Source organism: Pseudomonas sp. EB271-G4-1 (assembly GCF_058791355.1).
In genome coordinates, this window is the sequence record NZ_JBYTEO010000009.1 from 46,397 (window position 1) to 60,627 (window position 14,231).

Annotated in this window: 11 protein-coding genes and 1 tRNA gene; 10 read left to right on the top strand and 2 right to left on the bottom strand. The window is 54.6% G+C overall.

Annotation, left to right across the window (positions count from 1 at the left end):
• Positions 1 to 44 precede the first annotated feature (44 nt).
• From rpmI to AC3WWR_RS06860, 10 genes are all read left to right on the top strand, one after another.
• On the top strand, positions 45 to 239 hold the full coding sequence (gene rpmI, locus AC3WWR_RS06815; RefSeq protein WP_002553160.1) for a 50S ribosomal protein L35: 195 nt from the start codon (positions 45 to 47) through the stop codon (positions 237 to 239).
• A 28-nt stretch (positions 240 to 267) separates the two neighbouring features.
• On the top strand, positions 268 to 624 hold the full coding sequence (gene rplT / locus AC3WWR_RS06820) for a 50S ribosomal protein L20 (protein WP_007905879.1): 357 nt from the start codon (positions 268 to 270) through the stop codon (positions 622 to 624).
• Between the two features lie 109 nt (positions 625 to 733).
• Positions 734 to 1,750 carry a phenylalanine--tRNA ligase subunit alpha gene (gene pheS, locus AC3WWR_RS06825; RefSeq protein WP_020799067.1) on the top strand — a complete coding sequence of 339 codons (1,017 nt, stop codon included), beginning with the start codon at positions 734 to 736 and terminating at the stop codon, positions 1,748 to 1,750.
• 26 nt (positions 1,751 to 1,776) lie between these two features.
• Positions 1,777 to 4,158: a phenylalanine--tRNA ligase subunit beta gene (pheT, locus tag AC3WWR_RS06830; RefSeq protein WP_033042613.1), complete on the top strand. Its 2,382-nt coding sequence runs from the start codon at positions 1,777 to 1,779 to the stop codon at positions 4,156 to 4,158.
• Positions 4,159 to 4,161: 3 nt separating this feature from the next.
• The gene (gene ihfA / locus AC3WWR_RS06835; protein ID WP_002553164.1) at positions 4,162 to 4,464 is read left to right on the top strand and encodes an integration host factor subunit alpha; all 303 of its coding nucleotides are present in this window, start codon (positions 4,162 to 4,164) and stop codon (positions 4,462 to 4,464) included.
• Positions 4,445 to 4,801 carry a MerR family transcriptional regulator gene (locus tag AC3WWR_RS06840; RefSeq protein ID WP_003179985.1) on the top strand — a complete coding sequence of 119 codons (357 nt, stop codon included), beginning with the start codon at positions 4,445 to 4,447 and terminating at the stop codon, positions 4,799 to 4,801. Before ihfA ends, AC3WWR_RS06840 begins: the two co-directional genes overlap by 20 nt.
• An 89-nt stretch (positions 4,802 to 4,890) precedes the next feature.
• Positions 4,891 to 4,967: transfer RNA gene (locus AC3WWR_RS06845), tRNA-Pro, on the top strand.
• Between the two features lie 816 nt (positions 4,968 to 5,783).
• Positions 5,784 to 6,887, top strand: a complete 1,104-nt coding sequence (locus tag AC3WWR_RS06850; protein ID WP_020799009.1) for an alpha-xenorhabdolysin family binary toxin subunit A — start codon at positions 5,784 to 5,786, stop codon at positions 6,885 to 6,887.
• 90 nt (positions 6,888 to 6,977) lie between these two features.
• A complete protein-coding gene (locus AC3WWR_RS06855) occupies positions 6,978 to 11,726 on the top strand; it encodes a hypothetical protein (RefSeq protein ID WP_033041377.1) in 4,749 nt (1,582 codons plus the stop codon).
• Between the two features lie 98 nt (positions 11,727 to 11,824).
• Positions 11,825 to 13,174, top strand: a complete 1,350-nt coding sequence (locus tag AC3WWR_RS06860; RefSeq protein WP_492598564.1) for a hypothetical protein — start codon at positions 11,825 to 11,827, stop codon at positions 13,172 to 13,174.
• A gap of 124 nt (positions 13,175 to 13,298) precedes the next feature.
• Here the strand turns inward: AC3WWR_RS06860 and AC3WWR_RS06865 are convergent, their stop codons facing one another.
• Both AC3WWR_RS06865 and AC3WWR_RS06870 read right to left on the bottom strand, forming a co-directional pair.
• Positions 13,299 to 13,511, bottom strand: coding sequence for a hypothetical protein (locus tag AC3WWR_RS06865; protein WP_033045751.1), 213 nt, complete (start codon positions 13,509 to 13,511; stop codon positions 13,299 to 13,301).
• A 54-nt stretch (positions 13,512 to 13,565) separates the two neighbouring features.
• Entirely contained in the window at positions 13,566 to 13,778 is a 213-nt protein-coding gene (locus AC3WWR_RS06870) for a hypothetical protein (protein ID WP_033040881.1), read from the bottom strand.
• Positions 13,779 to 14,231: the final 453 nt, after the last annotated feature.

The window sequence follows — 14,231 nt, forward strand, 5'->3', positions numbered from 1 at the left end:
GGCCTTCTGATTATGTTTATCAACTGAATGCGGAGTATCCGAACATGCCAAAAATGAAGACCAAAAGTGGTGCTGCTAAGCGGTTTCTGAAAACTGCTAACGGTATCAAGCACAAGCACGCTTTCAAGAGCCACATCCTGACCAAAATGTCGACCAAGCGTAAGCGTCAACTGCGCGGTAGCAGCTTGCTGCATCCGTCTGACGTGGCAAAAGTCGAGCGCATGCTGCGCCTTCGTTAATTTTAGTCAAGAATAGAGGAAGTAACTCATGGCTCGTGTAAAGCGTGGCGTCATTGCCCGTAAGCGTCACAAAAAAATTCTGAAACTTGCTAAAGGCTACTACGGCGCACGCTCCCGCGTATTCCGTGTTGCCAAGCAAGCGGTAATCAAGGCAGGCCAATACGCCTACCGTGACCGTCGTCAGAAAAAACGTCAGTTCCGCGCTCTGTGGATCGCTCGTATCAACGCTGGTGCTCGTATCAACGGTCTGTCCTACAGCCGTTTCATCGCCGGCCTGAAAAAAGCGTCCATCGAGATCGACCGTAAGGTTCTGGCTGATCTGGCAGTGAACGAAAAAGCGGCGTTTGCTGCGATTGTCGAGAAAGCTAAAGCCACCTTGGCTTAAGTACCCCCGACAGTCACCGGGCCTCACCTCTGTGGGGCCAGGTGTTAAACGTCATAAATAGGGGAAGAGCCTTCAAGCTCTTCCCCTATTTTGTATCTGGAGTCTGTACATGGAAAACCTGGATGCGCTCGTCTCTCAAGCACTAGAGGCTGTGCAAAGCGCTGAAGATATCAATGCCCTGGAGCAAATCCGGGTTCACTACCTTGGCAAGAAGGGCGAGTTGACTCAGGTGATGAAGACCCTGGGGAATTTGCCGGCAGAAGAGCGTCCGCAAGTCGGCGCCCTGATCAACGTTGCCAAGGAGCGTGTCACAGAGGTCCTCAATGCCCGCAAGGCACTGTTTGAAGAGGCCGACATGGCCGCCAAACTGTCTGCCGAGTCCATTGACGTGACCCTGCCTGGCCGTGGCCAGGCCTCGGGTGGTCTGCATCCGGTTACTCGCACTCTGGAACGTATCGAACAGTTCTTCACCCATATTGGCTACGGCATTGCCGAGGGCCCTGAGGTCGAAGACGACTACCACAACTTCGAAGCGCTCAACATCCCTGGCCATCACCCGGCCCGGTCGATGCATGACACCTTCTATTTCAATGCCAACATGTTGCTGCGCACCCATACCTCGCCGGTACAGGTCCGCACCATGGAGTCGAAACAGCCACCGATCCGCATCGTCTGCCCAGGCCGTGTGTACCGTAGCGACTCGGATATCACCCACTCGCCGATGTTCCACCAGGTCGAAGGCCTGCTGGTCGATCGCGACATCAATTTCGCCGACCTCAAAGGCACCATCGAAGAATTCCTGCGGGTGTTCTTCGAGAAAGAACTGGCCGTGCGTTTCCGTCCTTCCTACTTCCCGTTCACCGAGCCGTCGGCCGAAGTCGACATGGAATGCGTGATGTGCAGCGGTAAAGGCTGCCGCGTCTGCAAGCAGACCGGCTGGCTGGAAGTGATGGGCTGCGGCATGGTTCACCCGAACGTGCTGCGCATGTCCGGGATCGACCCGGAAGAGTTTTCGGGCTTCGCCTTCGGCATGGGCGTCGAGCGTCTGGCCATGCTGCGTTACGGCGTGAACGACTTGCGTCTGTTCTTCGACAACGACTTGCGGTTCCTCGCGCAATTTCGCTAGTCGTAACGAATTCTTAGGAGAGCAGGATGAAATTCAGTGAACAATGGCTGCGTGGCTGGGTAAGCCCGCAGGTAAGTCGCGACGAGCTGGTTGCCCGTCTGTCGATGGCCGGTCTTGAGGTCGATAGCGTGACGCCGGCCGCCGGCGAATTCACCGGTGTGATCGTTGGCGAGGTGCTGAGCACCGAGCAGCACCCGGACGCCGACAAGCTGCGCGTTTGCCAGGTCAGCAATGGCTCGCAGACCTTCCAGGTGGTTTGCGGCGCGCCAAACGTGCGCCCGGGCCTGAAGATCCCGTTCGCCACCCTCGGTGCCGAACTGCCGGGCGACTTCAAGATCAAGAAAGCCAAGCTGCGTGGCGTCGAATCCAACGGCATGCTGTGCTCGCAAGCCGAGCTGCAAGTGGGCGAGGGCAACGACGGCCTGATGGAACTGCCGGCCGATGCGCCGGTAGGCCAGGACATTCGTGAATACCTGGGCCTGGACGATGCCAGCATCGAAGTCGACCTGACACCGAACCGTGGTGACTGCCTGTCCCTGGCCGGCCTGGCCCGCGAAGTCGGCGCGCTGTATGCCGCGCCGGTCACTCGTCCGGTAGTCGCCACTGTCGCGGCTGTGCACGATGAAGTGCGTTCGGTGGAAGTGCTGGCCCCTGCCGCCTGCCCGCGTTACCTGGGTCGCGTGATCCGTAACGTCGACCTGTCCAAGGCAACTCCGCTATGGATGGTCGAGCGCCTGCGCCGTGCCGACGTGCGCAGCATCGACGCCGCCGTCGATATCACCAACTACGTGATGCTGGAGCTGGGTCAACCGCTGCACGCCTTCGATCTCGCCGAAATCAATGGCGGCATCCGCGTGCGCATGGCCGAGGAAGGCGAGAAACTGGTTCTGCTCGACGGCCAGGAAGTCAGCCTGCGTAGCGATACGCTGGTGATCGCCGACCATACCCGTGCCCTGGCAATCGCCGGCGTCATGGGTGGCGAGCACAGTGGCGTGAACACCGCGACCACTCGCGATATCTTCCTGGAAAGCGCGTTCTTCGATCAGATCGCTGTCGCTGGCAAGGCCCGTTCCTATGGCCTGCACACCGACGCATCGCACCGCTACGAACGCGGTGTGGACTGGCAGCTGGCCCGTGAAGCCATGGAGCGCGCCACTGGCCTGCTGCTGGAAATCACCGGTGGCGAAGCCGGCCCGATCATCGAGACCGTCAGCGAACAGCACCTGCCGAAGATTGCCCCGGTCACCCTGCGTGCCCAGCGCATCACCCAGATGCTGGGCATGGAAATGGATTCGGCCGAAGTCGAGCGTCTGCTCAACGCCTTGGGCCTGACCGTTACTGCCGATGGGGCAGGGCAGTGGCGCGTAGAAGTGCCAAGCCATCGTTTCGATATCAGCCTGGAAGTCGACCTGATCGAAGAACTGGCTCGCCTGTACGGCTACAACCGCCTGCCGGTTCGTTACCCGCAGGCGCGCCTGGCACCGCAAGCCAAGGCCGAAGCCCGTAGTGACCTGCCTGAGCTGCGCCGTCTGCTGGTCGCCCGTGGTTACCAGGAAGCGATCACCTACAGCTTCATCGATCCGAAACAGTTCGAGCTGTTCAATCCAGGTGTCGAGCCGCTGCTACTGGCCAACCCGATCTCGAACGACATGGCCGCCATGCGCTCGTCCTTGTGGCCAGGCCTGGTCAAGGCGCTGTCGCACAACCTGAACCGCCAGCAGGATCGCGTTCGTCTGTTCGAGAGCGGCCTGCGTTTCGTCGGCCAGCTCGAAGGGCTCAAGCAAGAGCCGATGCTCGCCGGTGTCGTGTGCGGCAGCCGTCTGCCGGAAGGCTGGGCGCAGGGTCGCGATACGGTCGACTTCTTCGACGTCAAGGCTGACGTGGAAGCGGTGTTGGGCTTTGCCGGTGCTCTGGATGCCTTCAGTTTCGTGCCGGGTAAACACCCTGCGTTGCACCCGGGTCAAACCGCGCGCATCGAGCGCGAAGGTCGTCTGGTCGGTTTCGTTGGCGCCATCCACCCAGAGTTGTCGAAAACCTTGGGCCTGGATCGTCCAGTCTTCGTTTTCGAGCTGGTCCTGGCGGAAGTGGCCTCGGGCAAAATGCCTAAATTCCAAGAGTTGTCGCGCTTTCCTGAAGTGCGTCGTGACCTTGCACTGATTGCGCACAAAGACGTCGCTGCCGCGGCAGTACTCGACGTAATCCGTGAAAATGCAGGCGAATGGCTGACAGACCTCAGGCTATTTGACGTGTATCAGGGTAAAGGCATTGATCCTGATAGAAAAAGCCTCGCAGTTGGCTTGACCTGGCAGCATCCATCGCGCACTCTTAATGACGATGAGGTGAATTCTACGACGCAAAACATCCTCACCTCGCTCGAACAAAGGTTGGACGCCACGTTAAGGAAGTGACGTATGGGGGCTTTGACGAAAGCTGAGATGGCGGAACGTCTGTATGAAGAGCTGGGCCTGAACAAGCGGGAAGCCAAGGAATTGGTAGAGCTGTTTTTCGAGGAAATCAGGCACGCTCTTGAAGACAACGAGCAGGTCAAATTGTCCGGTTTCGGCAATTTCGACCTTCGGGACAAACGCCAGCGGCCTGGCCGCAACCCGAAAACGGGGGAAGAAATCCCGATCACGGCTCGCCGTGTGGTCACCTTTCGTCCAGGGCAGAAGTTGAAGGCCCGAGTTGAGGCTTATGCTGGAACCAAGTCATAACGACGAACTTCCCGTCATCCCAGGCAAACGCTACTTCACCATTGGTGAAGTCAGCGAGCTGTGTGCGGTAAAACCACACGTGCTGCGCTACTGGGAGCAGGAGTTTCCTCAGCTCAACCCCGTCAAACGCCGCGGAAACCGCCGGTATTATCAGCGCCAGGACGTGCTGATGATCCGGCAGATCCGCGCGCTGCTGTACGATCAGGGTTTCACCATCGGCGGCGCACGCCTGCGCCTGTCCGGCGATGAAGCCAAAGACGACACCACCCAGTACAAACAGATGATCCGGCAGATGATTGCAGAGCTCGAAGATGTGCTGGTTGTCCTCAAGAAATAAATTTCTGCTTTTAAATACTTCCAGTTTTCAAAAGCTTGCGATATATTCTTGAGCGTTCCTCGAGGTGAGGAACAGGTTACACGCCTAGTCGGGGCGTAGCGCAGTCCGGTAGCGCACTAGCATGGGGTGCTAGGGGTCGAGTGTTCGAATCACTCCGTCCCGACCATTTATTCTTTAAGAAATCCAGTCACTTAGCGGTGACTGGATTTTTTTATGGCTGATCGTTTTCTCGCGGAGCTGATTTTTGCCCCCACTGAGGATTTTGATCATCCACTGGTGGGGTGGGATTGGAATTAACATAGGTTAATCCTGGGTGAGGTGTTCAATAGCATCGGGTTGCGAGGCGTGCACGATTGCATCTTTTAAAGGGAGGAGCTTTTTCTTCTTCAGGTATCAAAGTCCACGTATCCGCCACATCTCTCCAGGCAGAGCCCATAAGACTGGCTCCACGGCCTCAAAAAGCCGCAAGGCGAGGCCGTTCCCCCGGTTTCAAGTCAGAGCGTCAGCAATGTCGCATAAAGAGTTTCAGCCTCCTGCAATTCTTCCCGGTGCGTTTGATCGCAGCTGCTCAGGGGCGATACCACAAAATCGCGAGCCCGAGTATTTAGGCTTTCGAATGGATACCTAATAACAAATCGAACGCTAATTGCCATTTAGTTGCATCTGTCGCTCAATTCGGACATTGCGTTGCTTGAAATCGTCTAGGATTAATTTGCTTCCACTCAGTCCTTTAGTGGAATTCCAAAGCTCTGGTACTCGGTGTGGCATTGATCGAACGCGATTTGCCGGCGTATTCGCTACGCCTTCTTCGTGCGTGGCTTAATGGCTGATCTTCCGGGCTGTGTCGTTGTAACAGCAAATTTACAGAATCAATTCGAGGGTTGCGATTTGAAGATAGGGCTGTGGTTTTATTGCCTGAAATTAAGAAAAGTTGACCGCACAGATTGATCCTTACACATCAATAACCTGGAAGGTGACAGTGATGAGTGAAGATAGGAAACCCAACATCGGACCGCAAGATCTGGCTGCGGTAAAAGACTCGCCCTTTCTCCTCAGTCAGCAGGAGTGGTATGCCATCCAGCGCTATGTGATGAGTGTGCTGCAGCTTCCCGATGATGAGAAAAAAATGCGCAAGGACCTGGCCACGGGGCCAGCTGAAAAAATTCCCTACATTGGCCCGTTCGACGAATTCAAGGATCTGCTTACGGGTTATCAGCGCATCATCCCTCACGTCAAAAACTGGAAAGAGAATATATTTCCAAGGACTGTCCAACTGGCGCAGGATATTTCCAACTATGCAACTAGCGCAAGAACTTACTACAGCGCGTTGATCCCGCCCATTGACACACTTTTCCTGGATCCTGGTAATGAAGCTGCGAAAAACAGGATTGCCAGTCTTTGTACCAAGCTTGCCAAGGAAGCGAAGGATAACGAAGACCGCGCAACTGAGGTTTACAAAGACATTAGCGAGTTTGCGCAGCAAACCAGCGACGACGAGATACTGCTCAAGAACCTGTTCCAGCAATACGAGGCCAAGTATGGCAAGCACGGTGCGCTTATAGCGGCCAACAAAAAAGAGATGGACAGCCTTGCTGCCAAGATTGAGCAGCAGAATAAAGAGTACGAACACGCGTGCATCGTGGCCGAGACAACACCGACTTATGCCTGGATAGTTTTTTGGGTGGCACTGATTGTCGCGTCGATCTATGGCGACAAGGCCGCCAAGTTGAAGCACGAAATAGACGTCAAGAAAGACAGGATCAAGCAACTCAAAGATGAAGAGCAGCGGGCGATAGCCCTGATGGGGACGCTCAACGTCGCCCTCAAGGGGTTGGTTGATATCCAGGACAAGATAGCGGCGGCACTGCCCAGTATTCAGAAAATCAAGGGTGTGTGGAACGCCATTGGAAGTGATCTGAACAAGATCGGCAAGATCATCAAGCAAGATATCCTGGAGGAAGCTGATCTGAAGGACCTTGGTGTGGAGAATGCCATTGCTATGTGGCAGGAGTGCAAGCTCAAGTCCGATTCCTATCAGGCCCACGCTTTCATCGACCCTCCCGCACAGGAAGAAAAAACGGCTTGAGCAGATCCCCTCTGTGGTGAAGGGCGGTCACGCACAAAGCTAAGACGATTGCCCGTGCTCTCCCGCGTTTTCATGACAGGAATCGCAGCAATGAACGTATGGCAAACGGCGTTTGATGACGCGCGCAACACACCCGCATGGAAAGGCATTTTCCCTGCTCGCAGAGAGAACATCCGCTACACGCGGGAGGTGAATACATCCTCGGATAAATGGGTCTTCAGGGACCTGTGTATCGACCTGCAAACGGATGTTGCACAGAGACTGGCGGCAGCCGACAACAAGCCATTGACCATCTCCATCTTCGCCGACACGGTCTACGTGCCCAAGACGCTGAGCATGACCTTGAAGAACATAGCGCTGATCATCGTGGCGCGTACGGTCGAGGTCCCTGAGCCGGCCACGCTGCATCTGGATTTCAACAGCGCCTTCGGTGCAAGTCTGTTGTTGTTCGCCACCCGGGTGGCCGGAAACTTCCAGGTCGCGGCGCTGATGGGCAAGCCGGAGCAAGTGCCTGTTGCCCTTGGGAAGGCGCTCGGGGTCTGGATCAAATACGATCATGCGGCGCAAAAGACCAAGGTTGTAGTCCCCCCGGCCCTGCTGGGTAAATGGTTTGAAAACGGCTCGCCGCTCTGGCTCATGGCCGTTTCGGCATTTCAGATGGCCACCGTCCTTGTCACACCCTCATTGAACCTTTCATACACGCCGGAGCAAGCGTCGGTGCTGCGCGAGAAAGCCAATGCAATGCTCGATTTCATCCAGCGGTGTGCAAAGGACTCGCCCCCGCAGAACGCCGAGTGGCAGGACCTGGCACAGGAGAGCAAGGCGCTGGCCGCAAGCCTTGCGGCGGTCGTCCCTGGGGGACTGGAATGTGCGCAAGCCTACGCTCGCTTGCTCAATCGGCAGGCCTCGGTGCAGGAGCGCCAGCGCAAGATGAAGGAAATCAGGCGCGCAACTGATCTGAAAAACCAGGCGCCTTCGTACGAAATCGTCAAGACCAAAACGCAGCCTCCCAAACCGCAAGAGATCAAATACATTCGCCACGGTGCGCAAACGATCGATGTGAAGGCGTTGAATGGGTGGGCGCGTCCGGTGCGGCGCGTCACCCTTTCCGGTGTCGAAATCGAACTGGACGAGTTGGACCGCAGCGGGTTCCTGAAAACCTATGCTGGCCAGAAGGACATTCAGGAGCTGTGTATTCATGCCGATACGCTGGTGATAAAAACCAGGGTTCATTTCCCCCAGACCGATGTTTTCATCTATTGCCGCGAGCTTTACTTCGAGGGCGCTGACGCCTGCCTCGATACCGAGCCCGTCGCGACCGAGTATCGAGGCACACTCTCCAAGGACGGGCTGGATGGCGCCAAGGCCGGCGATATCTTTCTGTACGTACAACGCTTCGCCACCACTGAGGAAGAATCGACAAGGCACTTGCGTGCGGTGGGAGGCAAGGGGCAGGACCCCGATGAAGGCGATCTGGCGTTTTCCTTCACCCAACGCCATCTGGTTTGTATCACCAAGGAGCAGTGGGATGGCCTGTTCAGCTATACCAATCGCAAGGTAGGTGGTTCGCCGGTGGCGGCGCCGCAATGGAGTCAATACAAGGACTATCAACCGGCGACAGCGCTCGATCAGTCCCGGGGCATCGTCTACGCAGAGCTGAAAGTCGATGGCCGACTCATTGACAGTGCAGGCTCCAAGGACGGCCCAGGTATGGGCGGTAAAGGACCGATACCGGGCAGACCAGGCACTGGAGGCGCCGGGGGTAATCTTTGCAGCACGCTGCCCGATCAAGTGGCGTCCTATACCGATCTGTCTGGAGGCATGTCCGGTACCCGGATGACCTCAACCAAAGGCGGGTGGGGAGGAACTCCGGACACGGCCTACTGGTTTCTTTTTGAGAACAAAGAAGTAAACGGCAAGGTCGAGCTTGTGCCGACCATTGAAAAACATCAGGCAACAGCAGGCCCGGATGGCCCTGCTGGTCCTGAACCTCGGGAGCCAGCAGGCACTGCCGGTAGCTGCACGGCGATCGAGCAGGCGCGGGTAAGTCCCTGGCTGACGACCATCAACCTGAAAACCGCCGTGCAGTTTGCCAAAAATGCGCTCGCCAGCGGCAATACCGATCTGGCTCGCGAATTCCTCAGCCCTTACCTGGAAGTGCTGCAGGCGCTTCCAATAACAGACAAAGACGATGCCTTTTTGCAATTGGAAGATGAAGTGTCGAGCCTGGTGGAGCAGGCGATTCAAAATGTCGACTACTTTGGCAATCCTCCAGGCTGGGTGCCCATGTTGTCGCTGGAAAGTGCGGTGAAAATCTATCAGAGCCTCTTGAGGTCCTCCATAGGGGAGATTTACACCGCCTACTACCTGCAAAAGGCCTGGCAGGCCAAGGAGGATCGTCAGGCAGCCGTGCAGAATCTTCTGGGGCTTCTGACAAAGAACACAGACACCACACAGAAAGCGTTGATCACCACTCGGGCGGATGTCATCACGACCATCCAGGCATTGCGGCAACTTAATGTCGAGATAGAGGAAAAGCTCCTCAAGCCTCTGGAGCAAATAGAAAGAAGATTGCGCGACGACGCGGATTACCTGACGGGTGAGGCCGAAAAGATGGCGATCATCTCGGCGTCTTTCAAGATCTTCGCGGCGGTGGCTAAAGCGATTCCGCTTCCCGAGCCCTATCAGATGGCTGCAGGCGCGGTCGGAACCGTCTTCGATGTGGCCGGTGATTTCGTCAAGGAGGGAGGCTTCACGGACAGTGCCTTCGGCAAGCTGAAAAGCGGCGTCAATGATTTCGTGACATCCAACTCTGACAATTTTGTGGAGCAGTCTGCAAAGGGGATGGATGACGCCCTGCTGGATGCGAAAAAGGACATCAATCAACTGAAGGACAAGGCCGACGCTGCGTCGAAGAAAAAAGACGATTTGCAAGGTGCCTACGATGAGAAGAAGAAAGCACACGACGAGTTGGTGAAAAAGGAAAAAGAGCTGCTGAATAAAAAACGTGACCTGTTGTTGTACGGCCGTGGACAGCGCAAGAAGGAGGAAGAGGAGCAGCTTCTGAAAGGCTTCAAGTCATTTGAGGAGCAGCAGAAGAAGGAGCTGGATAAAAACACGGTTGATTACAACAGCCAGTCCGGTGAGGTCACCAGGGTCGAGGGCGACATCAAGAAAAAGGAGATCGCCCTGAAAGAGTCGCAGGTATTGGTTGAGAAGGCGAAAAAGGACAATGCCGCGAAAGTGAAAAAGGGCATTGAACAAGTTAAAAAAATAGCTGCCGGCGTGGAATCCATCGGTAAAACCGTCAACGAATTGATGGTGTCACGATCACAGTTGAACAGCGCCTGGGATAAAACGCTGGCAAAACTGATGCTCAACGACAAGGAGTTTCAGGACGTCACCAATCAATTGGCGGTACTGAACCTGCGCAAAACGGCTTTGGCTACCCAACTGCTGGCGCTGAAAACCAGTCTTGGTCAACAAAGCAATCAGATATCCAACAACCTGCTGGCGATCAACGTTCTCGGCAGTCAGCTGGGCGGCAGTCGGGATGCCCTGGACCCCGCGGCGATCGCTTACGTGCAGTCGATCAGTCACGAGGCGCATCAAACCCTCATGCAGTTCCTCTACTACGTCGTCAAGGCTTATGAATATTACACCGTCGAGCCGTGGGGCAAGCTGGATGAGGGGGCGCAGAAGCTCTTTGAGAGTTTGCAGAATGTGCTCGAACCGTCTGACCAGATTACCGGGATCGATAATCTCGGCGAGGATGAACAAAAGAAACTCCAGGCACTGCTCAACAAACCCGTCTCCTTCAAGGACAGCATGCTGACGCAGGACGATTTTGAACTCCTGACGATTGTGTACGAAAAACCCTTGCGGGATATGGGTAAACGCCTGGCAAGTCAATTAGCTTCAGGTTCCGGACGCCTGTTGAAGGAAGCGCCGAAGATCGTGACGTTAGCCAGGGAGCAGCTGCATGAGCTAAACGGCAGAATCAGGGAATCTATTGTCGAAAACACCATTCCACTGTCGCTGACGCGGCTGCGTCAGATCGATGAGACCAGCGAGAAACAACGTATCGGCAACATCAAGGTGGTGAAGGTCCAATGCAGGAAACTGGGCAAGGCGTTTCCCGACTCTGTCACGTTCAAGGTCAGCCACTGCGGCAAATCGGTGGTGCGCTCACAGGGCAAATTGTTTGCTTTTGAACCCGAGGGCGGTCGTGAAGAGGATCGGGGACAACAATCCAGGGTGGTTTTCAACACGAGGGGGGGCCAGACCGCCGATGAGGGTTGGGTGATCGCAAACGAGATCGGCATTCTTCAGGGCAAGGCCTTGTGGCAGCCCACCCTGGACAGGCAGGAGAACCTGTTGACACAGTTTCTGAACAGTGATGCGGCCGGTGCAGGTATTACGCTCTCGGAGTTTCGTCCAGGCGTGTTTTCAGACTTTGAACTGACCGTCGAAATCAGTCCACCGGAATGCAGAATCGAGCTGGAGGAGATACGGCTGCAGATTACGTCAGAGGCTGGCGAGGTGCCGAAAGGCCAGAAAATCATCTGTGTGAGCACCCTGCCAGCGCTGGCCATTCCAATCACGACCAACCTCAAAGACATGAGTGATTGCTCCGGTGGGCTTGGTAACTACGTTGGCGTTTTCCAGGACATGCAGAAAATGCGGGTCAGCGTGCCAGAACGTTATGGCAACTATGTGCATACGGGCTGGTGCATCGACGGAGAAACCAAGCCGCACAATGGGCAGAACTATTACGAGGTCAGCAAAAGTTCGTACCTGGTGGCGCATTTTGAAGAACAGAAGTTACCGCAAACATAGTCAAGACTCAGCCAATCCTTTGGCTTGCATGTAAAGGCATGAGCCTGTGAGTCGCCTGGTTTACCAGGACGATTCACGGGTTCAGCGGGAGAATTATCATGCATCGACGCAACTCGACCCTCAGATCAATCATGTTGTCACTCTTGGTGACTGTGGGGTTGGCATCGGAGGTGTCCCGCCACGCAGGGGCGGAAAACGCCGCCGTTGATTTTTCCCCGGGGCAAGCCAGTCAACTGTTCGCCCTGCCCGTGGCAATGTGGTCGAACATCAATCAATTTGCATTTCTGGTGTGCCTGGATGAGCCGGGGGTAAAAGCGACCCTCAATGATCGCCTGAGCCAACTGGGGGGATACAACGAACTTCGTTCCCGTTGCCAGGTATGGGGCTCGACGACCTTTTCGAAGTTGCAGGCGTTGGCGACGGAACTGGCCTCGGGCGAAATGAAACCGCTTCTGTTGCGATTACAAACCGCGGTTGCCAATCTGTCGAGTAACACCGGTGCCGCGCGCAGCGAATTCGATCAGGCAGCCGATAATGTGAGCAAAAAGTTGACCACCTTGAACGAACTCAGCCAGCAGGTGAATCAACAGTCAATGGCATTCAAAAATGCGAGCGATACGGTCATCGGCCAGTACAGGAAAAACAACCCGCCTGATTCAAGCTGGGTAAACATTGGTCCCAAAATGGAGGATGTGGGGTTGGCAATGGGGACAATGGTAGGCCGGTGGAATATGTTGACCTCGAATCTGGCTTATCTACGCAAAACCGTTGCTTTGCCCGCGGGAACCGCCGGAGTTCCTCAATTGTACGACCTGGACCTCGAAGTCGGCGTCAATGCCTGGGACGAGATCTCTCAGCGTGCCCGCCAGTTTCTTGCCGATATGCCTGCACAGGACAGCTATTTGTCCGGGGCGAATTATTATGAAAATTGTCCACTCGATGAAAATAAATGGTACTTGATGACCAACTCGTTTTTATCCGACAAAGGCTATGTTTTCACGGCCCAACGTCCAGGGCAGGTGTCCACGGTCCCGCAACACAATGCCAAGACCATCATGAAACCCCGTGCTCAACAAAATGATCAGGTCAATTATGACGAAGCAGGGTCCCAGCAATGGCGATTTCATCGATATGGAAAAGGTTGGTGGGGTATTGAAAGTCGCATAAGAAACGATACCGGCCAGCCGGCAATATTCTTACTCGATAATAAGGCGCAAGTGGAACGCGTGATGCAGGGGCCGGGTGGGGCGGTAGCGAAGAGTTATTGGTGGCGTTGCCTAAAAACCGATGAAAGTGGCTGGTTTCGTCTTGCAAATGCAACGCTTGGCGATTTGAAGATTCTGGATACGTACAATAATCCTGATATTTTCTTCCCTGGTTTCATGGGCGATACAAAGGAAGATTACAGCGGTCAGTTTTGGAGGCTTGCGCCTGCTGGAAATCCATGAGGAAGACATTGCATCCGGCGATTATGTGCAGGAATTTTTTAATCAGGGTAATGTGAGTCTTCTTTGAAAGGTTACGGATTGGACGTCTGGATCAATCGTAACCTTCATTCCTGAAGAAACAAATTTACATATCAAATTGAATTCTGAGTACTTGCCCGGTATCCCCAGCGACCTCCGCTTGATAGTTTCCAAATGGAAATGAGGCATTTGCATGTCCGGGAAGCGCGTTTGCCCAGTTATCCACCATGTTTTGAAAGGCGCCTACTAGGGGGGTCAGGCCGTGATTAGCGGCAAACGCCATCAGATCATTAGCTGCAGTGGGGGTCCAGTGTGCCATGTGATCACCTCGTATCCTTCGTTCATCGACCGATTGTTGTCGGAAATCTAAAAATTATAAATCAAATTCAATTTTATCGACCTGACCCGCGTTCCCGGTGACCTCCGCTCGATATTGACCGAAAGGAAACACGCGGTGAGCGAATCCTGGGAGATTGTCTGCCCATGTATCCACAGTGAGTTGAAAGGCTCCAACAGTTGCATTTAAGTTATGGTTTGCAGCGAACGCCATCAGATCATTTGCTGCACTCGGCTTCCAGTGTGCCATGTGATCACCTTCTGGTTGATATGAAAATGCATGATTAGATGTGTTTCATGTCGCTGGATGATTATGTATGGAAATCACTGGTACGCAATGTGTTAATGGATGCCCTTGCCCGTTTACCGATAGGTGGTATCGGGTCGCCAAGAATTTTCGCTGATGGCGTAAAGTTGGTGCTCTTAGTGTTTTCGAGTTTGGGTATGCGTAAGTGTAGATAGGCGGGATGTGAAGGATTGTTGGATTTTCTATAGCGATTCGAAGTAATGGTTTTGTAGTTTGAGTGTCGCGCAGATTGGAATGTTTTGTAATTGTGCTTGGCAGTATTAGTTTGTGAAATAACTATAATTTCAGCAAATTGTTATCAACTGTTTTTAGTCGTGAAGTGTTGATTTCGACAGCAACCCCTCTCGCTTGGACAGGCTTAGTCGGGGAATGAAGCAGATGTACAGGTGTGATTGC

Bases quoted from the DNA above. Each gene is read 5' to 3' on its own strand.
- rpmI (WP_002553160.1), top strand. From the start codon at position 45: ATGCCAAAAATGAAGACCAAAAGTGGTGCTGCTAAGCGGTTTCTGAAA.
- rplT (WP_007905879.1), top strand. From the start codon at position 268: ATGGCTCGTGTAAAGCGTGGCGTCATTGCCCGTAAGCGTCACAAAAAA.
- pheS (WP_020799067.1), top strand. From the start codon at position 734: ATGGAAAACCTGGATGCGCTCGTCTCTCAAGCACTAGAGGCTGTGCAA.
- pheT (WP_033042613.1), top strand. From the start codon at position 1,777: ATGAAATTCAGTGAACAATGGCTGCGTGGCTGGGTAAGCCCGCAGGTA.
- ihfA (WP_002553164.1), top strand. From the start codon at position 4,162: ATGGGGGCTTTGACGAAAGCTGAGATGGCGGAACGTCTGTATGAAGAG.
- AC3WWR_RS06840 (WP_003179985.1), top strand. From the start codon at position 4,445: ATGCTGGAACCAAGTCATAACGACGAACTTCCCGTCATCCCAGGCAAA.
- AC3WWR_RS06850 (WP_020799009.1), top strand. From the start codon at position 5,784: ATGAGTGAAGATAGGAAACCCAACATCGGACCGCAAGATCTGGCTGCG.
- AC3WWR_RS06855 (WP_033041377.1), top strand. From the start codon at position 6,978: ATGAACGTATGGCAAACGGCGTTTGATGACGCGCGCAACACACCCGCA.
- AC3WWR_RS06860 (WP_492598564.1), top strand. From the start codon at position 11,825: ATGCATCGACGCAACTCGACCCTCAGATCAATCATGTTGTCACTCTTG.
- AC3WWR_RS06865 (WP_033045751.1), bottom strand. From the start codon at position 13,511: ATGGCACACTGGACCCCCACTGCAGCTAATGATCTGATGGCGTTTGCC.
- AC3WWR_RS06870 (WP_033040881.1), bottom strand. From the start codon at position 13,778: ATGGCACACTGGAAGCCGAGTGCAGCAAATGATCTGATGGCGTTCGCT.